Origin of the sequence: Pseudomonas citronellolis, assembly GCF_900112375.1 — a bacterium.
Taxonomy (GTDB): Bacteria; Pseudomonadota; Gammaproteobacteria; order Pseudomonadales; family Pseudomonadaceae; genus Pseudomonas; species Pseudomonas citronellolis.
In genome coordinates this window covers 1-21,341 of the sequence record NZ_FOLS01000029.1, presented here as the reverse complement: position 1 = coordinate 21,341, position 21,341 = coordinate 1, and the positions used below count along the sequence as shown (strand labels likewise).

Sequence of the window (21,341 nt, the reverse complement as noted above, 5' to 3'; positions counted from 1 at the left end):
CATGCTCCCGAATGCTCCTCTGTCATCTACGGAATCGAACGAGGCGCTGAAAAACGAACCGTCGCGATGAAAAATATTCGCGAGGCTTCTGCCGCTCGCCGCTCAACGCGGCTCGATGCTCGTCCACCAGGGCAAGGTATGGCGTACCCGCACGGGCAGATTGCGTTCGAGCATGGCCAGGGCATGATCGGGATCGTCGATGGGGAAACGTCCCACGACCTTCAGCTCGGCCACCTCCGGCGCCACGCCAAGATGACCTTGTCGGTAGCGTCCCAGCTCCTCCACCAGCACGCCCAGCGGAATGTTGTCGGCCAGGACGACACCCCGCGTCCAGGCCTCCCGCATGGGCTCGGCAGGCATAGTCGGGGTGATGGCCGTGGCCGTGAACTGGCGCTGCTGGCCGGCCGCGACCAGTTGCATCTCGCCCGCCGCATTGCGGATCCTGACGCTGCCCTCGAATACCGCCAGCAGCGTATGGGTCGACGTCTGGCGGACGTTGAAGCGCGTCCCCAGTGCCTGCATGCTGCCGAAATCGGTACGGACGAAGAAGGGCCGTCGCAAGTCGTCCTTCGCGGTATCGATGAGTATTTCGCCCATCGCCAGGGTCAGCAGGCGTTGGCTGGTGTCGTAGGCGACGTCCAGCGCGCTCCTGGTGTTCAACCAGACTCGCGTGCCGTCGGCCAGCTTCAGGTCGCGCCGCTCGCCGATACCGGTGCTGAAGTCCGAACGACAGGCCGTGACCAGCCCCGGCAGCGGCGAATAACGCCACCCCAGCCAGGCGCACAGCCCCACTCCGGCGAGCGCGGCCAGGCCGCGCAGCACCAGGCGCCGTTCCAGATCCTTGCTGGTTGCGGCGCCCACCGCCGCGGCGGCCGCTTCGCGCACACCATCGCCACGCAGGGGGACGAAACGGGCACTGACGGCCTCGATATGTCGCCAGGCCTGGCGGTGCTCCGGGCATTGCGCGAGCCACTGCTCCCAAGCACTCCGCTCGGCCCCCGTGGAGCCCTCGGCATAGAGCGTCGCGTACCACTGCGCCGCAGCTTCCAGGCTGGCGAAATCGGCCTTGACCTCGTCGTCGCGCAGCGTCATTGCGGGCCTACTGTCCATGCGTCAGTGAGCCAGGCCGGCATCGACCAGGGCCAGTTGCAGCATGGCCTGCGCCAGGTACTTCTGGACCATGCGCTCGGATACCGCGAGGCTGGCGGCGATCTCCCGCGTAGGCAGGCCATGTATCTGCGCCATCACGAATGCCTGCCGGGCCTTGTCGGAAAGGCGCGCGAGCACGGCGCCGACCTCCAGGATCGTCTCGATCACCAGCAGGCGGAACTCGGGCGACGGCTCGAAAGGCTCCGGCTGGGCCGCCAGCGTGTCCAGCCAGGCCTGCTCCACCTCGCGCCGGCGCCACAGGTCGATGCACATCCCGCGGGCCATCGTGCGCAGGTAGGCACGCGCATCCACCGGGCTGGAGAAGCCACGCGAGGCAGGCTTGAGCAGCAGACGCAAGAACACGTCATGGGCCATGTCCGCTGCATCGGCTGCATTGCCAAGGCGCTTGTGCAGCCAGCCCTTGAGCCAGCCGTGGTGATCGCTGTACAGCAAATGCAACCCCTGCTGCCCGGGAAGCTCGGCGACGGACATTGGTGGCCTCGTGTTTGCTGGAGGAGCGCAGGGAGGGATTGTCAAATGGCAATAGTTATCATTTATAACCTGGCTGCCACACGCAAAACAAGCCTGCCAAACAGGCATCCTCTCTTCCGTGCCAGCCTTGCCGGAGGCCTGGCGAAAATCATAAGATGGTAATAAGTCTCAATTTCATGACCCAGACTATCCATGTCGGCATCGCGTACCAGGGAATTGGTGAGTCACCTCTATCAAGACAATCACCGCTGGCTGCTCGGCTGGTTGCGGCCGCGGGTCAATTGCACCGAGCTTGCCCGGGACCTGGTGCAGGATGTGTTCATCCGCATCCTGACCGCCCAGGACGCCCCGGATCGCCTGCAGGAGGTACGCGAGCCCCGGGGCTACCTGGCCACCATCGCGCGTAGGCTGATGATCGACCACTACCGGCGCGACCGCCTGGAGCGCGCCTGGCTCGCGGAGCTGGCCGGCCAGCCCGAGGCGCTGGAAATCAGCGAAGAGGACCGGGCCATCCTGCTCGAAACGCTCTGCGAGCTGGACCGTATGCTGGCCGGGCTGGGCCCGAAGGTGCGGCGCGCTTTCCTGCTTTCCCAACTCGAGGGCATGACCTACCGGAAGATCGCCGAAGCCGAGGGCCTCAGCGAGGTCACCATCACCCGCTACATCGCCAAGGCCACCCATCACTGCATGCTCTTCCGCCTGGGAGCCCTGCCCTGAGCCTCCTGGACCGCCTCGACCGACAGCAGCGCGAAGCGCTGGAGCAGGCCGCCACCTGGCACAGCCTGCTGCAGAGCGAACACGCCACCGAGCACGACCGCAATGCCTGGCAGCGCTGGCTGGAAGAGCGCGGCGAGAACGCCTGGGCCTGGCGCCAGGTGGAGCTGACGCTTGGCCAGTTCGGCCGCCTGCCCGCTTCGCTCGCGCCCCGGGCCCTGCTCCAGGCCGAGCGGAACGGACGCCTGAACCGACGCACGCTGCTCAAGGGCTTCGTGCTCGTCGCGGGCAGCACGGCGCTGGGCTATGGCGGCCTTCGCTACACCAGGACGGCGGGATGGGATGCGGACCTGCGTAGCCCGCTGGGCGAGCGGTTCGGCACTACCTTGCCTGACGGCACCCGCGTACAGCTCAACAGCGACAGCGCGGTGGATGTCGCCTATGACGCCCACCAGCGCCAGTTGATCCTGCGTCGCGGCGAGCTGCTGGTGACCACGGCCCCCGATAGCCTGAACCGCCCCTTCCTCGTCCAGGTGCCGCAAGGAACGGTGCAGGCGCTGGGCACCCGCTTCGCCGTGCGCCTGCAGGACGACAGCGCCCAGGTCGCGGTCTTCGAGCACCGTGTCCGCCTCACGCCGGCCCACGGGCAGCCGCTGTTGCTCGAGGCCGGCCAGCAGTGCTCGCTCAGCGCCGATGCTGCCGGCAGGCCTTTCCCCGTTTCTCCGGGCCAGGATGCCTGGAGCACCGGGCTGCTGGTCGCCAACCGGCAGCGGCTGGATGAGTTCCTGGCCGAGCTGGCTCGCTATCGCAGCGGCTGGCTGCACTGCGACCCCGCCGTGGCGGGGCTCAGGATCAGCGGCACCTTCTCCCTGGACGACACCGACAAGGCCCTGCGGGCGGTGGCCTCCAGCCTGCCGGTGCGGGTCGTCCAGCGCACCCGCTATTGGGTCAAGGTCGTGCCTCGCTGAAAATTTCTGCGGGCCGCTGATAGGTTTCCCCGTGCTCCTTCGACTCATCAAGCAGAGGGCAAACGCCCCACTGCCAACCTGGAAGAGCACGACACCACCATGAGAGCACCCTTCGCCCCACGTCCCCTCCCCCTGGCGCTGGCCCAGGCGCTGCTGTTTTCCGCCGTACTGGGCCTGGGCGTCCCCGCCCAGGCCGAACCCGATGGCGCCGACGTGCGCGAATACCACATCGGCAAAGGCGACCTGGGCGCAGTGCTGACGCGCTTCGCCACCGAAGCCAAGGTCCTGATCTCCTTCGACCCGGCGCTGACCGACGGCCGCGTGAGCCACGGCCTGGACGGCCGCTACAGCGTGCAGCAAGCCCTGCAACGGCTCCTCGATGGCTCCGGCCTGCAGGCCGAGCAGGACAGCGACGGCCGCTACACCATGAAGCCGGTCTCGGAAGAGCCGGTAAACCTGGGCGTTACCCAGGTCATCTCCAGCCCCCTGGGCACCACCACCGAAGGCACCGGCTCCTACACCACCGGCGCCACCGCCTCCGCCACCGGCCTGCCGCTGTCGACGCGCGAGACACCGCAGTCGGTGAGCGTCATCACCCGCCAGCGGATGGACGACCAGAACATGACCACCCTCGGCGACGTGCTGGCCAACGCGCCGGGCATCTCCGCGCCGCAGCTGGACAGCGAGCGCACCGTCTTCGCCTCGCGCGGCTTCTTCATCAACGACCTGCAGTACGACGGAATTTCCAGCTACTACAAGAGCAACTACGCCGCGGGCGAGTCCGAGCTGGACGCCATCATCTACGACCGCATCGAGATCGTCCGCGGCGCCACCGGCCTGCTCACCGGCGCCGGCGAACCCTCGGCCTCGGTCAACCTGGTGCGCAAGCGCGCCGACAGCAAGGAATTCCGCGGCGAGGCGCAGGTCAGCGCCGGCTCCTGGGACAACTACCGCAGCACCCTGGACCTGTCCGGCCCGCTGACGCCCACCGGCAACGTGCGCGGCCGCCTGGTGGGCGCCTACCAGGACAAGAAGAACTTCTTCGACCGCTATTCCCGCGAGGGCCACGTGATCTACGGCGTGGTCGACGTGGACCTGACCGACGCCACCACCCTGAGCCTGGGCGCCAGCTACCAGAAGTCCGACGCCGACGGCCTGACCTACGGCGGCGTGCCGCTGTGGAACAGCGACGGCTCGAAGACCCACTACAGTCGCTCGTTCAGCATCGCGCCGAAGTGGAACACCGAGGAAGTCGAGGTCAAGAACTTCTTCGCCAACCTCGAGCACCGCTTCGATAACGACTGGCAGGCGCAGTTCCGCGTCATGCACAACCGCAACGAGGTGGACAACGCACGTATCTTCAACTGGGGCTTTCCCGACCCGGAGACCGGCCTGATCGACGCCGAACCCTCGCAGTCGCGCTTCCCCGGCGAGCGCAAGCAGCAGAGCACCGACCTGCGCCTGTCCGGCCCGTTCGAACTGTTCGGCCGCACCCACGAGGCCGTGGTCGGCGCCACCTACTTCGACCACAAGTACTCGTTCGACTGGATCGGCAACAAGACGCCCTGGCAATCCCCGGTCAGCGTGTACGACTTCGGCCACGTGGCGGAACCGGAGTGGGACTACGAGAACCGCGAACTCTCCGAGCGCAACCACACCAAGCAGAAGGCCGGCTACGCCGCCCTGCGCCTGTCCCTGGCCGACCCGCTGAAGCTGATCCTCGGCGGCCGCTTCACCCAGTACGACCGCGAAGGCGCCGGCTGGGCCTCCTCGGGCGAGTACGACTACAGCGACCACAAGTTCATCCCCTACGCCGGCCTGGTCTACGACCTGAACCAGAACTACTCGCTGTACGCCAGCTACACCAGCATCTTCAACTTCCAGGACTACCGCGACCGCAACGGCGGCTGGCTCGACCCGGTCACCGGCGACGCCTACGAGGCCGGCATCAAGGGCGAATTCCTCGACGGCAGGCTGAACGCCTCCCTGGCCGCCTTCCGGATCGTCCAGGACAACCTCGGCCAGCAGGACGTCGGCTACTCCGTGCCCGGCAACCCCGACAGCCCGGCCTACTACGCCACCGACGGCGCCACCTCCAAGGGCGTGGAGTTCGAACTGTCCGGCGCCCTCACCGAGAACTGGAACGCCTTCTTCTTCGCCACCCACTACAGCGCCAAGGACTCCGACGACAATGACGTGAACACCCAGCTGCCGCGCACCATGGCACGCCTGTTCACCACCTACCGCCTGCCGGGGCAATGGAAGCAGCTGACGGTGGGCGGCGGCGCCAACTGGCAGAGCCGCATCTACTACGACGGCGTGGGTCCCCAGGGCCAGCGCCAGGAGCAGTCCGACTACCTGGTCGCCAACCTGATGGCCCGCTACGACATCACCCCGCAGATCTCGGCGCAGCTGAACGTCAACAACCTGTTCGACGAGAAGTACCAGACCGCGGTGAACTGGTACGGCCAGGGCATCTGGGGCGCCCCCCGCAACGTCCTGGCCACCTTGAACTACAAGTTCTGAGCGGCGAACGACAAAGCTCTGGACGCTGTTCAGTCAAGGAAGAATGCCGTTTCTCTTTATGAGGGGAACGGCATTTTCATGTGGGGTGGGGTTGAGGGCTTGGTGTAGCACGCCGCTCCGAGTGCTCGGATGTTTCTCTGGAAATCCGTAGGGCGCATAACGCCTACGGCGTTATCCGCCGAATCGCGGACAGAGTCCGCTCCTACGGTTCCAGGAAGCACGGGCGTAGGAGCAACTGTCTTGCCGGCTGCGCCAAGGCGCGCCTCAACGGATGGGTTGAGCCTTGGCGAAACCCATGCGGTCGTGGTGATGGGTATCGCTTCGCTCAACGCCATCCTACAGGTCTGATGTTTGCCGGAGGGCGTAGGAGCGGACTTTGTCCGCGATTGGATTCAACGCCCCCGCCGGACACCCCGGTGGCACGCCGGTGGCACGAATGGCCCCTCTCCCGCTTGCGGGAGAGGGCTGGGGTGAGGGTGCTCTTTAACCTCTGCCTCAACACCGTCGTAAATCCGTAGCCCCGTAGAAAAGCAGGCCCCCGCCTGGAGCGCCCCCGGGGCTGAGGCGGTCAGCGCAGCGCGCAGCGCTCGAAGAAGCTTTCCCGGCTCTGCACCATCAGCGCCGCGCGTTTGTGCGGGAAGTCGAATTCCTTTTCGCGCCAGAAGCCCAGGCGCTGCATGTGGCCGATCATGCGCGCGTTGTCCGCGCGGGGCTCGGCAACGATGCGCTGGGTGCGCGGTTCGTCCAGCAGCAGGTAGTGGACCAGGGCATCCAGCCAGCTCTGTACCTTGTGCGGGCCGCGCTGGCTGTCTTCGCCCACCAGCATGTGGATGCCGCGGTCATAGTCGTCCGCTGCGTAGAACGGTGCGATGCGGTCTTCCTTGGCCCAGTAGGCCTCGAAATAGGCGAAGGGCTGGTCGTCGAAGCAGCCGATCAGCGTCAGCGCGTGAGGGGCGAGCGCGAGCTTTTCCAGGTAGGCCCGGTGCTGCGCGAGGCTGCCGCCCTCCTGCCAGAACTCCAGCACGCGCGGGTGATTCTGCCAGCGGTTGAAGCGTTCCAGGTCGGCGTCGATATCCAGGGTGCGCAGGGATATCCAGCTTCCCAGGCGGGCATCGAAGCGCCGGTAGACCTCGCCTTCAGGCTTGGGCGGGCGCAGCGGGTGGCGCTTGCCGGCGTCCATGCGGAACACCTGGGGGAACGCCACCTCAAGGGGCTGGCGCAACCAGGGCTGCGGCAGTTGCCAGAAGGCGCTGCGCTCCACTTGCGCCAGGCCGTCGCCGGTGCGGCTGAGCAGCCCTTCGGCGTAGGCCTGCGCCGGGCAGCCGGCGCCTTGCAGGAGGATTACCTGGCGCTGTTCGTCATGGGCGAAGCACCAGTAGGCGAAGGCCCAGAGCGCGAAGGGTGACACCTCGGACAGCAGCTGCCAGGTATGGCCATCGCTTTCCAGGGCAAGCAGCCCCGCGCCATCGAGGGACAGCGTCAGGCGTCGCCCCTGCGTCTCGGCACTCAATTGGCGGCCGTCGGGTAGTGGCAGGATGGATTCGGGAAGCGGACTGGACATGCGGATACTCTCGCTTGGAGGCGCCGCCCCGATGGGGGCGGCAACGGGCCCATGGGCTCAGGCGGTCTCGGCGGCGACTGTGCGAGCTGCCGGCTGCGCCTGCAGGTGCCGGAACAGCGACGTGGAAATCTCCTCGGCGCGGGCCGGCAGGACCGACAGCAGGGTGTCGCTGAGGCCGTGGCTGGCCTGGCTGAAGCCCTGCAAGTAGATGGGCGCGCGCAGTTGCGCGTCGGTCTGCAGGCGGTAGTCGCGGTCGACGCGGAAGTCGCCCAGGTGCGCCTGCAGCGGCGCCAGCAGTTCGCGGTGCGAGTTGCGCTCGTAGCCGGTGGCCAGTATCACCGCGTCGTACTGCTTCTGTCCCACCTCTCCGGTGGCGCTGTCGCGCAGGCTCAGGTGCACGCCGGCGGCGTCGGCGCGCACGCCTTCGACGTGGCGGCGGCAGAGGAAGCCGTGGCGGGCCTGCCCGGAGACCTTCTGGCGGTAGAAGATGGCGTAGATGCGCTCGATCAGGTCGAGGTCCACCACCGAGTAGTTGGTGTTGTGATATTCGGCGATCAGCTTCTCGCGCTCGCTTTCCGGCTCCTGGAACACCAGGTCGGTGTAGTCGGGCGCGAAGATTTCGTTGACGAAGGGGCTATCGTCAGCCGGCTTGAGCACGGCGGCGCGCAGGATCATGTCGACCTGTACCGAGGGGTAGCTGTCGTTGAGGTCGATGAAGGCCTCGGCGGCGCTCTGCCCGCCGCCGACCACGGCGATGCGCATCGGCTCGTGGCGCACGCAGGGCTGCTCGGCCATGCGCTCCAGGTAGCGCGCATGGTGGAACACCCGCGCATCGCCGCGCAGGCTGGCGAAGGCTTGCGGGATGCGCGGCGTGCCGCCGGTGCTGAGGACGATGGAGCGTGCCAGGCGGTAGTTCTCGTGGCCTTCGGCGTCACGCGAGACCACCTTGAGCAGGTCGATGCCGTGGGCGCCGGCGACCGGCTCCACGTGCTGCACCTCCTCGCCGTAGCGGGCCTGCTCGGCGAAGTGCCGGGCGACCCAGCGCAGGTAGTCGTTGAACTCCATGCGGCACGGGTAGAAGGTGCCGAGGTTGATGAAGTCCGCCAGGCGCCCCTGGCTGTGCAGGTAGTTGACGAAGCTGTAGGGGCTGGTGGGGTTGCGCAGGCTCACCAGGTCCTTGAGGAAGGAGATCTGCAGTTCGCTCTGCGCCACCAGGGTGTTGCCGTGCCAGCGGTAGTCGCCCTGCTTGTCGAGGAACAGCGCATGGTAGTCGAGGCCCTCGCGTTGCGCCTGCTCCTGCAGCGCGATCGCCAGCGCCAGGTTGGAAGGCCCGAAACCGATGCCGAGAACGTCGTAGGTGGGGGTGATCATCTGGTTCATGCTGCCAATATCCTTAGCCCGTTTGCCAGGAGGCGCGGTGGCGGTCCGCCGGCCCATGGGGACGCCGCATCGGCGCCTTGTTTCTGAAAGACGAGACCGCTTTGCGGAAATTTAGAATGCGTCCTATTAGCGTTTTCTGTAGGAATCTCTAGCGACGCATCACTGCAGACGGCGCGCCTCGCCCTCTTCGTCCAGCGCCATCGAGAACGAGAACGAGGGCGCCAGGCGGTAGCGGCGCTGTGCATCGCGCACCAGCACGCCGCTGCGCCCCAGGCTGCGCAGGGTGCTCTGCACGCAGGCCTGGGTGATGGAGTTGGTCGGTTCGCGCAGGCGCTGGTAGAGCTCTTCCACCGTGTAGGCGTCCTGCTCGTGGAAGGCGCTCAACACCACCAGCCGCGGCAGGCTGGTGCGCAGGCCGGCATGGGCCAGAATCCGCCGCGCGGGCTCGCTGGCTCTGGATTGGGTCATTGGCTTCTCCTTGTCCCCCTGGGCCGGGCGCAGCCAGTGGTCAGGGTGCGCCGCCCTCCTCTTGCATGGTCGAATCCGTTCCGCAGGTGCCTGAAACTCGTTGGAAATCATGGGAGTCCGCCTCCTTTCATTGCGCCAGGCGCACCACCCGGAGTGTGGGGTCCGCGTCGATCTGCGCCTCGGTGAAGGGCAGTGGCGACCAGGCCTGGCGCGAGAACAGCCGGGTCTGGTCGGCGTGGTGCGGCGAGCGCGGCTCGCTGGCCTGGGAGAACGCCAGCAACCCCTTGGCCTGCGGGCCCTCGGCGGTGAAGCTGACCAGCTGGATGTAGCTGCTGCCGCTCACCACCTCCAGATGGTCGCCGTGGGGCACGCTCTGCATGGCGTTGTAGATGCCCAGGTGGCCGTCGCCGCCGGGGATCGGGATCGGCGGCTTGGCTGTGCTGCTGACCTGCACTTCGCCCCAGCGTTGGCGCTGGTCGAGCCCCAGCTCATGCACCTCTTTCGTCGCGGCCAGCAGAGCCTCGCGCACCTGTTTCGCCACCTGCGGCTTGTCCAGGGCGATGCCGCTGGGCGTCTGTAACGGGCGCACAGGGTCGAAGGGCACCTTCCAGGCGCCCTCCAGCGCGTCGAAGTGGCTCATGAAGCGCTGGAAGTAGACGAAGCCCGGGCCGGCGTCGAGGTTGGCGCTGCGGTCCCATTTGGCGAGGCTGCCACAAGCGGACGACAGCGCTGCTTCCTGCGCCTGGCGGCACAGTTGCAGCAGGTCGGGCAGCACCAGGTCGGCGGCGTAGACGTGGTTGCCGGTGACCAGCCGCTGCAGCAGCGGTTCATCGATAGCGCCCTTGCCCTGCAGGGCCTGCAGCGCGAAGCGGGCGCGCAGGCCCAGCGGCTGGTCCTGGCGGCTGGCCAGCGGCGAGAAGCCTTCCAGCGGCGCCGCCGGGTTGGTCATCCAGGCGCTGTCGTTGGAGTTCTGCACGAAGTCGCGGCGCACCAGCGCCGGCAACTGCGTGGCCGGCTGGATGCCGGGCTGCGCCGCGCCGGGGTCGCGGCTCCAGCCGCAGCGGCCGAGGTTGCCCTGCAGCGCCGGCAGGCCCTCGGCGACCAGCGCGGGAATGGCGCAGGCCTGCAGCTGTCCCGGGGTCAGGTTGGGCACCACGGACTGGTTCAGGTAGAGCACGTCGCCGTGTTCGTCGGCGGCCAGGGTATTCACCCAGGGAATGCCCTGCAGGGATTCCACGCGGTGGCGCAGGTCCGCCACGTCGCGCGCCTGGTTGATCGAGTACCACTGCTGCAGCACCCGCGTGTTGTCCAGGTTGGCGTCACGCAGGGCGTAGGCTTCGCCGGCGCTCCAGTCGAGCTTGCCGGGCCAGACCAGCACCGGGCCGTAGACCGATTCGTAGACGTTGTGCTCGACCGTCTGCAACTGGCCGTCGGCGCCGCGCACCCGGACCTTCACCACGCGCTTCTCCAGCGGCTGCCAGCGTCCGTCCAGGCGGTAGTGCAGCGGGTTCTGCGGGTCCAGCTCCAGGCGGTAGAGGGTGAAGTGGCTGGAGGTGTCCACCGTGTGCGTCCAGGCCAGGTGCCGGTTGAAGCCGATGTTCACCATTGGCAGCCCGGGCAGCGCCGCGCCCATGACGTCCAGCTTGCCGGGGATGCTCAGGTGCAGCTGGTAGAAGCGCATGGCGCCCTGCCAGGGGAAATGCGGGTTGGCCAGCAACAGGGCGTGGCCGCTGGCCGAGCGCTCCGCGCCGACGGCGATGGCGTTGCTGCCGCGTTCCAGGCGGAAGCGCTCGCGGCGCTGCTCGGCCAGGCGGAAGCCCTCCGCGCCGGTCAGGGCTGCACTGGCAGCGCCCGGCGGCGCCGCGGCCACCACGGCCTGGGCGAACTGGCCGACACCGCCCTCCACCAGCAGGCGGCGGGTCAGGCGCACCAGGTCGCTGCTGTCGATCGGCTTCAGCCAGGGCTGGCCCAGGCAACTGGTGGTGTCGGTGCTGGCCTCGCGCAGGAAGCGGTTGAAGCCCGCCGCGTAGCCTTCCAGCAGTTGCGTCACTTCCGCGGACTGGGCCTTGCGGAAGGCCTCCACCGATTCCGGACGGTTGAGCCAGGTGAAGAAGACGTCCGAGGCGAGGTTGCCGACCTGCGCCGAGGATTCGCCCTCGGCGCCGAAATAGCGCGAGCGCTCGCCGCGGGCGGTGACGATCTCGTCGGCCAGCAGGCAGGCGTTGTCGCGGGCGTAGGCGTAGCCGACGCCGAAGCCCAGGCCGCCTTCGTCGGTGGCGCGGATGTGCGGTACGCCGTAAGCGGTCCAGCGGATGTCGGCGGCCAGGGCGGCCGGGCGGGCGCTGTCGGCGTGGGCCTGGGGCAGCAGGCCGAGCAAGGCGCCGGCGAGGCCGGCCACGAGGGTGCGCTTTTGCATCGATTCATCTCTGTACGAGCGCGCCGCGGATGGCGCAGGACGACGGGAAGTCGCGGCCTTCGGCGGCATGAATGCTCCGCCCAGAACGCCGGCATTCAGGGAACGAAGCGCGCCCGGGAAACTTTACCGGCGCCCGCCGTATGCGCCCGGGCAAGGCTGGATCGGGGTGGCTGGCGCCCGGCCGCGGCTTTCCGTAGGATGCGAGCTCTCCTATAATTGCGCCCATCATCCCTCCGCCATGGCGGCGCCGGATCCAGGCGCGGCAAGGTTCAACCGGCCCCTTCATGACTACCCCCCCTTCCCCTTCTAGCGATCCCGTGGCGCAGGCCGCCGCGCACTGGTGCATGCGCCTGCACGAGCAGGACTGCAGCGATGCCGAGCGTGCGGAGTTCCAGCAATGGCTGGAAAGCGACCCGCGGCACGCGGCCAAGTACGCCGAAGTGGAAAAGATCTGGAAGCTCAGCGCACACCTGCTGGAAGCCCGCCCCACCCCGCGCACTACCGGCCGCCGTCCGCCGCTGCCGCGCCCGCCCGCGCAGGCCGGGCGCCGCCGGCGTTCCTGGCGCAAGCAGCTGCGCGCCGCCGCCCTCGCCCTGCTGGTACTGCCGGCCGCCGGCTACCTGGGCTGGCTGCAGGGCTGGGTGCCGGACAGCTACCACCGCTACCAGGCCGACGCTACCCTGCGCAAAGTGGTGCTGCCCGACGGCAGCGAGGTCGAGCTGAACCTCAATACCCGCCTGTCCTATGCCAATTTCCGCGACATGCGCCGGGTGGTGCTGGACCACGGCGAGGCCTATTTCCACGTCAGCCACGACGCCAGCCACCCCTTCGTGGTGCGCGCCGCCAAGGGCAGCATCACCGTTACCGGCACGCGCTTCGACGTGTGGAAGTACCAGGACCAGGTCACCGTGACCGTCACCGAAGGCTCGGTGCGGGTGCGCAGCGAGAAGGACGGCAACGACAGCAGCCTGACCCCCGGCATGCAGGCCAGCTACCGCGCCGGCATGCTCCAGCCCCTGGTGGCCAGCGCCGACCCCGCCCAGGTCCTGGCCTGGCGCGACGGCCGCCTGGTGCTCGACGACCTATCGCTGGGCGCCGCCCTGCCGCTGATCAACCGCTATCTGGACGCCCCGCTGGTGCTGGCCGACCAGACGGTGGCCAACCTGCGCATCGGCGGCACCTACCGCACGCGCAACCTGCAGGAACTGGTCAATGCCCTGCCCCGGGTGCTGCCGGTCGAGCTACAGCGCCTGGACAACGGCAGCATCCGCATCAGCAGCCGCTACGCGCAGTTGTAACAGCGCGCGAATAAAGCTCCGCGAGCCCTGTCGGCGCTAAATTTCCTTGGGCATCATCCGTCTTCCCGAAAGCGCATGCCTGGCCGCGATCCCGCGGCGGCATGCCTTCCAAGCCCTGGCCGGAACCCCGAATGAAACGCCCCCGTCGTACTGGTCGCACGCTGCTGATCGCAGCCCTTCTCACCTCCCTGCTCGCCGTCGCAGCCTGGCAGACCCACCCTTTCGGCGGCGATGACCTGATCACCGCCCCGGTCGCCCGTGGCGACATCGAAAGCAGCGTCACCGCCCTCGGCACCCTGCAGCCACGGCGCTACGTGGACGTCGGCGCCCAGGCATCGGGGCAGATACTCAAACTGCACGTGGAGCCCGGCGACGAGGTCAAGGAAGGCCAACTGCTGGTGGAGATAGACCCCTCCACCCAGCAGGCGCGGGTCGACGCCGGCCGCTACTCCATCGAAGTGCTCAAGGCGCAGCTGGCCGAGCAGCGCGCCCAGCACCTGCTGGCGCGCCAGCAATACCAGCGCCAGCAGCGCCTGGCCGCCGCCAGCGCCACCCGCGAGGAAGACGTGCAGACCGCCTACGCGCAGGTGCAGGCGACCCAGGCGCGGATAGACATGTACCAGGCGCAGATCCACCAGGCCAAGGCTACCCTGCGCAGCGACGAGGCCGAGCTGGGCTACACGCGCATCTATGCGCCCATGTCCGGCACCGTGGTGGCGGTGGACGCCCGCGAGGGCCAGACGCTCAACGCCCAGCAGCAGACGCCGCTGATCCTGCGTATCGCCAAGCTCTCGCCGATGACCGTCTGGGCCCAGGTCTCGGAGGCCGACATCGGCCGCGTCAAGCCGGGCATGCCGGCCTATTTCACCACCCTCGCCGGCGAGCAACGGCGCTGGAGCGGCACGGTGCGGCAGATCCTCCCGGTGCCGCCCAAGCCTCTGGACCCGAACAACCAGGAAAGCACCGGCAGCGGCTCCGCCGGCGGTTCCAGCGGCAGCGGCCGGGTGGTGCTGTACACGGTGCTGGTGGACGTGGACAACAGCGACCACCAGTTGATGGCGGAAATGACCGCCCAGGTGTTCTTCGTCGCCGCCACCGCCCAGGGCACCCTCACCGCGCCCGTGGCCGCGCTGCATGAAGATGGCCAGGGCGGCCGCCACGTCTGGGTGGTCGGGCGCAACGGCAAGCCGGAGAGCCGCAAGGTCGAGACCGGCATCAGCGACCGCCTGCACGTCCAGGTGCTGTCCGGCCTGCAGGAAGGCGAGCGCCTGCTGATGGCCGCCCCGGACAATGGCGAGGGCTGAATGAGCGAAACCCTCCAGGACATCCCGCTGATCGAACTGCGCGACGTACGCAAGCGCTACGGCGGCAACGGCAGCCCCGAGGTCGAGGTGCTGCGCGGCATCTCCCTGAGTATCCACCCCGGCGAGTTCGTCGCCATCGTCGGCGCCTCCGGTTCCGGCAAGTCGACGCTGATGAACATCCTCGGCTGCCTCGACCGCCCCAGCAGCGGCCGCTACCTGTTCGCCGGGCGCGACGTCGCCGAGCTGGACAGCGACGAGCAGGCCTGGCTGCGCCGCGAGGCCTTCGGCTTCGTGTTCCAGGGCTACCACCTGATCCCCTCGGCCTCGGCCCAGGAAAACGTCGAGATGCCGGCCATCTATGCCGGCACCCCGGCCCTGCAGCGCCACGGCCGCGCTCGCCAGTTGCTGGAGCGCCTGGGCCTGGGCGAGCGCACCGGCAACCGCCCGCAGCAGCTTTCCGGCGGCCAGCAGCAGCGCGTCTCCATCGCCCGCGCCCTGATGAACGGCGGCCACATCATCCTCGCCGACGAACCCACCGGCGCCCTCGACAGCCACAGCGGCGCCGAGGTCATGGCGCTGCTCGACGAGCTGGCCGCCCTGGGCCACGTGGTGATCCTGATCACCCACGACCGCGACGTCGCCGCCCGCGCCAAGCGCGTCATCGAGGTGCTCGACGGCGAGATCGTCAGCGACAGCGCCAATGGCGCGCCGTCGCAACCGGCCACCCCCGGCCTGCGCGCCGAGGAGCTGCGCGAGCGCCTGCAGCAGGGCAGCGCCGAGCCCGCCGGGGCCTGGCGCGCCGAACTGCTGGAAGCCATCCGCGCCGCCTGGCGGGTAATGTGGCTGAACCGTTTCCGCACCGCCCTCACCCTGCTGGGCATCGTCATCGGCGTGGCCTCGGTGGTGGTGATGCTCGCCGTGGGCGAAGGCAGCAAGCGCCAGGTGATGGCGCAGATGGGCGCCTTCGGCTCCAACATCATCTACCTCAGCGGCTACTCGCCCAACCCGCGCACGCCCATGGGCATCGTCAGCCTGGACGACGTCGCGGCCATCGCCACCCTGCCCCAGGTGAAGATGGCCATGCCGGTGAACGGCGGCGAACTGGTGGTGCGCCACGGCAGCCTCGACTACCACGCCTACGTCGGCGGCAACAACACCGACTTCCCGGCGATCCTCAACTGGCCGGTGAGCGAAGGCAGCTACTTCACCGAACGCGACGAAGCCAATGCCGCCACGGTCGCGGTGATCGGCGCCAAGGTGCGCGAGAAGCTGTTCGGTGCCAGCAGCCCGATCGGCCGCTACATCCTCATCGAGAACGTACCCTTCCAGGTGGTGGGCGTGCTGCAGGCCAAGGGCTCCAGCTCCGGCGACCAGGATGCCGACAACCGCATCGCCGTGCCCTACTCCGCCGCCAGCATCCGCCTGTTCGGCACGCGCAACCCGGAATACGTGATCATCGCCGCCGCCGACGCGCGCCGCGTGCACGAGACGGAGAAGGCCATCGACCGCCTGATGCAGCGCCTGCACCGCGGCCAGCGCGACTACGAGCTGACCAACAACGCCGCGCTGATCCAGGCCGAGGCGCACACCCAGAACACCCTGTCGCTGATGCTCGGCTCCATCGCCGCCATCTCCCTGCTGGTGGGTGGCATCGGGGTGATGAACGTGATGCTGATGACCGTGCGCGAACGCACCCGCGAGATCGGCATCCGCATGGCCACCGGCGCGCGGCAGAGCGACATCCTGCGCCAGTTCCTCACCGAGGCCACGCTGCTCTCGGTGGTCGGCGGCCTGGCCGGCGTCGGCATCGCCCTGGGCATCGGCGGCGCGTTGCTGCTGGGCAAGGTGGCGGTGGCGTTCTCCCCGGCGGCCATCCTCGGCGCCTTCGCCTGCGCCCTGGCCACCGGCCTGGTGTTCGGCTTCATGCCGGCGCGCAAGGCCGCCCGCCTCGACCCGGTGGCCGCCCTGGCCAGCCAATGACGGACACCCGAATGAAAGCCCTGAGCCTACTGCCCGCCTGCCTGCTGCTGGGCGCCTGCGCCGGCGCCCCGGCCCCCCTCGACAGCGGCATCGTCACCCCACCCGCCTGGCAGTATGGCGCCGGCGACACCCGCCGCGGCGAGCTGCAGCGCTGGTGGACGCGCTTCGGCGCCGGCGAGCTGGACGGCCTGATCCAGCGTGCCCTGGACAACAGCCAGGACCTGGCGGCGGCCATCGCCCGCGTCGACCAGGCCCGCGCCAGCGCGGTGATCGCCGGCGCGCCGCTGCTGCCGGAGGTCAACGCGCAACTGGGCGTCACCCGCGAGAAGCTGCTGCACGGCACTGGCTACAGCGGCATCGACGCCAGCGAGGACAATGAGGCGGTGGACACCTTCAGCGCCGGCCTCAGCGCCAGCTACGAAGTGGACTTCTGGGGCGGCCGCCGCGCCGCCTACCGCAGCGCGCTGCAAAGCCTCAAGGCCAGCGAATACGACCGCGCCACCGTGGAACTGACATTGGTGGCCGGGGTAGCCGACGCCTACCTGCAGGTGCTCGCGCTGCGCGAACAGCAGCGCATCGCCCGGCTCAACCTGGAGAACGCCGAGCAGGTCCTGGGCCTGGTGCGCAGCCGCCGCGAGGCCGGCTCCGCCACCGAGCTGGAGGTGGCCCAGCAGAGCGGTCTGGTGGCCGCCCAACAGCGCCAGTTGCCGCTGTTGCTGCAGCAGGAACGAGATGCCCAGGTCACCCTGGCCACCCTGATCGGCGAACCGCTGCCGGCCCTGAAACTGGGCGGCCAGCCGTTCGACAGCGTGCAGTGGCCGCAGGTCGGCGCCGGCCTGCCCAGCGAACTGCTCGCCCGCCGCCCGGACATCGCCCGCGCCGAAGCGCAACTGGCGGCGGCCCAGGCCGACGTGCAGGTGGCCCGCGCCGCCATGCTGCCCAGCCTGACGCTGACGGCCAACCTGTCCTCCGGCGCCAACCACGCCTCCGACCTGCTGCGCACCTCCTACTACGACCTGGGCGCCAACCTGCTCGCGCCCATCTTCAACCACGGCCGCCTGGGCGCCGAGCGCGACCGCCGCCTGGCGCTGCAGCGCGAGTTGCTGGAAAACTACCGCAAGGCCATCCTCGGCGCCTTCGCCGACACCGAGCGCTCGCTGAACGGCATCGACGGCATCGACCGCCAGCTGCACTGGCAGCAGCAGGAACTGGAACAGGCGCAGCGCGCCTTCGAACTCTCCGACAGCCGCTACCAGGCCGGCGCGGAAACCCTGCTCACGGTGCTGGACACCCAGCGCACCCTCTACCAGGCGCAGGACGCTGCGGTGCAGCTGCGCCTGGCGCGCCTGCAGGCGGCGGTGGGGTTGTTCAAGGCCCTGGGGGGCGGCTGGGAAGAGAGCGGCAGCCTCGCCCGACGACCCTGACGCCGCGCTCTTCACACCCAGGCACTGGCACTCCTGCCTTCTTCAGCCGATTCATCCTCCGTTGACGGATACCCCCTACAGGCCTGCCTAGTGCGGACCTGCTGTGATAGCGGCTTCCCTTGGAAAGGAAGCCAGCCATGTTCTCCCCCGCCAACCAGCCCCATTTCAGCCTGAATATCGACGGCCTCGACAGCGACCTGCAGGTGCTCGAATTCCATGGCCGCGAAGCCCTGAACCAACCCTATCGCTTCGACATCGAGCTGGTCAGCGAACGTCCCGACCTGGACCTGGAAAGCCTGCTGCACAAGGGCGCCTACCTGGACCTGGGGCAGGGCCACGGCATCCATGGCCAGTTGCACCGGGTGGCCCAGGGCGAATCCGGCAAGCGCCTGACCCGCTACCAGGTGAGCCTGGTACCGCGCCTGGCCTACCTCGCGCATCGGCATAACCAGCGCATTTTCCAGCAGCTGACGGTGCCGCAGATCATCACCCGGGTGCTGGAGGAGCACGGCATCCTCGCCGACGCCCAGCGCTTCCAGCTCGGCCCCACCGTCTACCCGCCGCGCGACTACTGCACCCAGTACGACGAGAGTGACCTGCACTTCGTCCAGCGCCTGTGCGAAGAGGAAGGTCTCCACTACCACTTCGAGCACAGCCCCGACGGGCACCTGCTGGTGTTCGGCGACGACCAGACGGCTTTCCCCAAGCTGGCGCCGGTGGCCTACCAGCAGGACTCCGGCCTGGTCGCCGACCTGCCGGTGATCAAGCGCTTCGGTCAGCGCCTGGATACCCGTACCGCCCGCGTCAGCCGCCGCGACTACGACTTCGAGAAGCCCAGGCTGCAACTGGAAAGCATGGCCCGCAGCGACAGTCGTCCGGACCTCGAGGACTACGATTACCCCGGCCGCTTCACCGAGCGCGAGCGCGGCAAACTGCTGAGCCAGCGCAGCCTGGAAAGGCACCGCGCCGACTACCGCCAGGCCGAGGGCCGCAGCGACCAGCCGAGCCTGCGCAGCGGCCATTTCCTGCCCCTGCGCGAGCACCCGCGCGATGAGTGGAACGACCTCTGGTTGCTCACCGAAGTGTTGCACGAAGGCAAGCAGCCGCAGGTGCTGGAAGAGTCGGTCACCAGAGACGCCCGCGACGGCAAGGACGACTTCCACCAGGGCTACCGCAACCGTTTCCTCGCCACGCCCTGGGACGTGCCCTACCGCCCGCCGCTGGCGCATCCCAAGCCGCGCGTGCTGGGCAGCCAGACCGCCGTGGTGACGGGGCCGAAGGGCGAGGAAATCCATTGTGACCGCTACGGCAGGGTCAAGGTGCAGTTCCACTGGGACCGCATCGGTGCGGCCGACGACAAGACCAGTTGCTGGCTGCGCGTGGCCTCCAGTTGGGCTGGCAAGCAGTACGGTGCCATCGCCATCCCGCGCATCGGCATGGAAGTGCTGGTGACCTTCCTCGAGGGTGATCCGGACCAGCCGCTGATCAGCGGCTGCCTGTACCACGCCGAGCACCTGCCGGCCTACGAGCTGCCGGCGAACAAGACCCGCAGCCTGTTCAAGACACTCTCCAGCCCCGGCGGCGGTGGCTACAACGAGCTGCGCATCGAGGACCGCAAGGGCCAGGAACAGATCTACCTGCATGCCCAGCGCGACTGGGACGAGAACATCGAGCGCGACCAGAAGATCCGCGTCGGCCACGAACGCCACGACACGGTGGAAGCCAACGCCTACAGCGAGTTCAAGGCCGAGGAACACCGCACCACCCATGGCGACCGCAAGGTCGAGGTGCGCGCCGACGACCACCTGACGGTGGGCAACGACCAGCACCTGAAGCTCGGCAGTGGCCAGTTCATCGAGGCCGGCAACGAAATCCACTACTACGCCGGCGAGAAGGTGGCGATCGACGCGGGCCAGGAACTGACGCTCAAGGCCGGCGGCAGCTTCGTCAAGCTCGACCCCGGCGGCGTCACCCTCAGCGGTGCCGAGGTGATGCTCAACAGCGGCGGCAGTCCCGGTGTCGGCACGCCGGCCGCGCCCCTGCTGCCCGGGCCGTTGCAACAGGCGGACCAGGACAAGCCCGGAGCCTTGCTGATCGCCGCGCAGCGCCAGGCCCTGCTGCGCAAGTTGCCGGTGTGCGCCATCTGCGCCCAGGCAGCGGGAGCGCAAGCATGAACGCCGAGGTTCGCTACCTGCCGCCGCTGCCAGCCGGCTTGCCATGGACCGAAGGGGCTAGCCTGCTGCTGGATGGCGCCAGCCTCGCAGAGCTCCCCCAATGGCTGCGGCAATGGAGCGGGACCACGACCTTCCAGCTCCTCTACACCCAGACGCGATGGGACGAGCTGGTCGATATCTCCCCCTGCCTCGTCCAGCTGAACGGGCCGGACGATGCGTTGCTCGACGCCTTTCTGGCTCAGGGCCAGGGGGATTGGGGCTACCTGCTGTTCGGCCAGGCCCCCTGGCATGAACGGCTCGCCCATCTGCGCTGGCTGCTCAACGTACGCCATCCCCAGGGCGAGGAAATGCTCCTGCGCCTGGCCGATCCGGCGGTAGCCAATGCGCTGCTGGGACGGGCCGTGGCCAATGGCGATGCCTGCCTGTTCGGCCCATTCGAAACCATCCTCGCCTTCGATGGCGAAACCCGCTCCTGGCTATGTCACCGTCGCCCCGCGGGGCCTGTGCCGGCTCGACAGGACGGCCCGTACCGACTTGACGACGAAGAACTGGAACGCCTGGGCGAAGTGCGCTGGCAGCGTGTCGTGGAACAACTGGATGCGCACCTGCGGCAGGCCTTCCCGCACTACGCCGCGGACTGCGACAGGTCGGCGCGCTGCGCCCATTTGCGCGGGTTGGCCGAGCAGGCCCACGCCAGAGGCCTATATAGCGAAGTCGACATTGCCCGCTATGCCAACCTCTTCGGTCTGCTGGGCGAGCAAGCGCTGCAGGACTACCCGGAGATAGCCGCACTGCTCGACACGACGTCCAGCCAAACGCCATCCCGGCGCCTGGAGGCTGCCGCGGACCTCGCCTACGCCATCGTCCTGCAAGCAAGGAGCGCTTCATGATCAGCAACCCCAACCGCCTGCACGGCATGAGCCATGACGACGCCCGCAACCCGATAGCCAGTTGCCCGGCGCGCCAGAACGAGCTGTACGTCGTCCCGGCGCGCTACGCCCTGGCCGAGCACCCCGCCCGCCACGCCCGCCTGCAACCGGCCGTGCGTGCCAGCAGCCACCCCATGGCCCTGCGCCGCCTGCGCGGTGGCTTCCTCTACCTCTGGCATGGGCAGGGGCCGCTGCAACGCTATGCCGTGGCCGCCGACGGGTTGCTGCAGTCGCAGCCGCTGACGGCCGACGAGAGCGTCCTGCTGCACGGCAGCCAGGCCGGCTTCGCCCTGGACAAGCGCCACGATGCCTGGCTCCTGTACAGCGAAATCCCCCTCGGCGCAGACGCCTGCGCCCAACTGGCGGAGGCCGGCATACGCCAGCGGCGCATGCGCCACGTCGCCCTGGGCGAGGTCGCCCTGCGCCTGCAGGCACCGCACTGCCCTCCGCTCGACGCAAGTGAAACGCTGCTGGCCGAACTGATGCCGGAGGTCCGCGAACGCGTTCTGGCCAAGGAGCATGCGCAGAACCGCGAGGCGGACAAACGACGGACCCGGG

16 protein-coding genes are annotated in these 21,341 nt (G+C 68.6%); 10 read left to right on the top strand and 6 right to left on the bottom strand.

Annotated features, from left to right (window positions below):
- Window positions 1-102 precede the first annotated feature (102 nt).
- Together BM060_RS24115 and BM060_RS24110 are read right to left on the bottom strand one after the other, a co-directional pair.
- Window positions 103-1,092, bottom strand: coding sequence for a FecR domain-containing protein (locus BM060_RS24115; RefSeq protein WP_210147053.1), 990 nt, complete (start codon window positions 1,090-1,092; stop codon window positions 103-105).
- 21 nt (window positions 1,093-1,113) lie between these two features.
- Window positions 1,114-1,641: a sigma-70 family RNA polymerase sigma factor gene (locus BM060_RS24110; RefSeq protein ID WP_074983758.1), complete on the bottom strand. Its 528-nt coding sequence runs from the start codon at window positions 1,639-1,641 to the stop codon at window positions 1,114-1,116.
- A 192-nt stretch (window positions 1,642-1,833) separates the two neighbouring features.
- On the opposite strand from BM060_RS24110, the gene BM060_RS24105 reads away from it, so the two are divergent.
- From BM060_RS24105 to fhuE, 3 genes are all read left to right on the top strand, one after another.
- A complete protein-coding gene (locus BM060_RS24105) occupies window positions 1,834-2,358 on the top strand; it encodes a sigma-70 family RNA polymerase sigma factor (RefSeq protein ID WP_074983755.1) in 525 nt (174 codons plus the stop codon).
- On the top strand, window positions 2,325-3,323 hold the full coding sequence (locus tag BM060_RS24100; protein WP_315903719.1) for a FecR domain-containing protein: 999 nt from the start codon (window positions 2,325-2,327) through the stop codon (window positions 3,321-3,323). The genes BM060_RS24105 and BM060_RS24100 overlap by 34 nt, the downstream gene beginning before the upstream one ends.
- A gap of 99 nt (window positions 3,324-3,422) precedes the next feature.
- The gene (gene fhuE, locus BM060_RS24095) at window positions 3,423-5,849 is read left to right on the top strand and encodes a ferric-rhodotorulic acid/ferric-coprogen receptor FhuE (protein ID WP_074983749.1); all 2,427 of its coding nucleotides are present in this window, start codon (window positions 3,423-3,425) and stop codon (window positions 5,847-5,849) included.
- Between the two features lie 568 nt (window positions 5,850-6,417).
- Here fhuE and BM060_RS24090 read toward each other — a convergent pair.
- The 4 genes from BM060_RS24090 to pvdQ all read right to left on the bottom strand — a co-directional run bounded on the left by BM060_RS24090 (window position 6,418) and on the right by pvdQ (window position 11,674).
- Window positions 6,418-7,410: a GNAT family N-acetyltransferase gene (locus BM060_RS24090; RefSeq protein WP_074983746.1), complete on the bottom strand. Its 993-nt coding sequence runs from the start codon at window positions 7,408-7,410 to the stop codon at window positions 6,418-6,420.
- 57 nt (window positions 7,411-7,467) lie between these two features.
- A complete protein-coding gene (locus BM060_RS24085; protein WP_074983743.1) occupies window positions 7,468-8,790 on the bottom strand; it encodes a lysine N(6)-hydroxylase/L-ornithine N(5)-oxygenase family protein in 1,323 nt (440 codons plus the stop codon).
- A gap of 159 nt (window positions 8,791-8,949) precedes the next feature.
- Complete coding sequence (locus BM060_RS24080; RefSeq protein ID WP_074983741.1) at window positions 8,950-9,258, bottom strand: transcriptional repressor; 309 nt, start codon at window positions 9,256-9,258, stop codon at window positions 8,950-8,952.
- 127 nt (window positions 9,259-9,385) lie between these two features.
- Window positions 9,386-11,674 carry a bifunctional acylase PvdQ gene (pvdQ, locus tag BM060_RS24075; RefSeq protein ID WP_135499923.1) on the bottom strand — a complete coding sequence of 763 codons (2,289 nt, stop codon included), beginning with the start codon at window positions 11,672-11,674 and terminating at the stop codon, window positions 9,386-9,388.
- Between the two features lie 284 nt (window positions 11,675-11,958).
- Here pvdQ and BM060_RS24070 point away from each other — a divergent pair, with 284 nt between their 5' ends.
- The 7 genes from BM060_RS24070 to BM060_RS24040 form a co-directional block, all read left to right on the top strand.
- Complete coding sequence (locus BM060_RS24070; RefSeq protein WP_074983738.1) at window positions 11,959-12,972, top strand: FecR family protein; 1,014 nt, start codon at window positions 11,959-11,961, stop codon at window positions 12,970-12,972.
- Window positions 12,973-13,103: 131 nt separating this feature from the next.
- Window positions 13,104-14,276: an efflux RND transporter periplasmic adaptor subunit gene (locus BM060_RS24065; RefSeq protein WP_074983736.1), complete on the top strand. Its 1,173-nt coding sequence runs from the start codon at window positions 13,104-13,106 to the stop codon at window positions 14,274-14,276.
- Window positions 14,277-16,256, top strand: a complete 1,980-nt coding sequence (locus BM060_RS24060) for a MacB family efflux pump subunit (RefSeq protein WP_074983734.1) — start codon at window positions 14,277-14,279, stop codon at window positions 16,254-16,256. It abuts the gene before it with no gap.
- An 11-nt stretch (window positions 16,257-16,267) separates the two neighbouring features.
- Window positions 16,268-17,680, top strand: coding sequence for an efflux transporter outer membrane subunit (locus BM060_RS24055; protein WP_074983731.1), 1,413 nt, complete (start codon window positions 16,268-16,270; stop codon window positions 17,678-17,680).
- 137 nt (window positions 17,681-17,817) lie between these two features.
- On the top strand, window positions 17,818-19,854 hold the full coding sequence (locus BM060_RS24050) for a type VI secretion system Vgr family protein (RefSeq protein ID WP_074983728.1): 2,037 nt from the start codon (window positions 17,818-17,820) through the stop codon (window positions 19,852-19,854).
- The gene (locus BM060_RS24045) at window positions 19,851-20,744 is read left to right on the top strand and encodes a DUF4123 domain-containing protein (protein ID WP_074983726.1); all 894 of its coding nucleotides are present in this window, start codon (window positions 19,851-19,853) and stop codon (window positions 20,742-20,744) included. The genes BM060_RS24050 and BM060_RS24045 overlap by 4 nt, the downstream gene beginning before the upstream one ends.
- A partial coding sequence (locus BM060_RS24040; protein ID WP_369679012.1) for a toxin VasX occupies window positions 20,741-21,341 on the top strand: 601 nt, incomplete at its 3' end. The genes BM060_RS24045 and BM060_RS24040, both read left to right, overlap by 4 nt.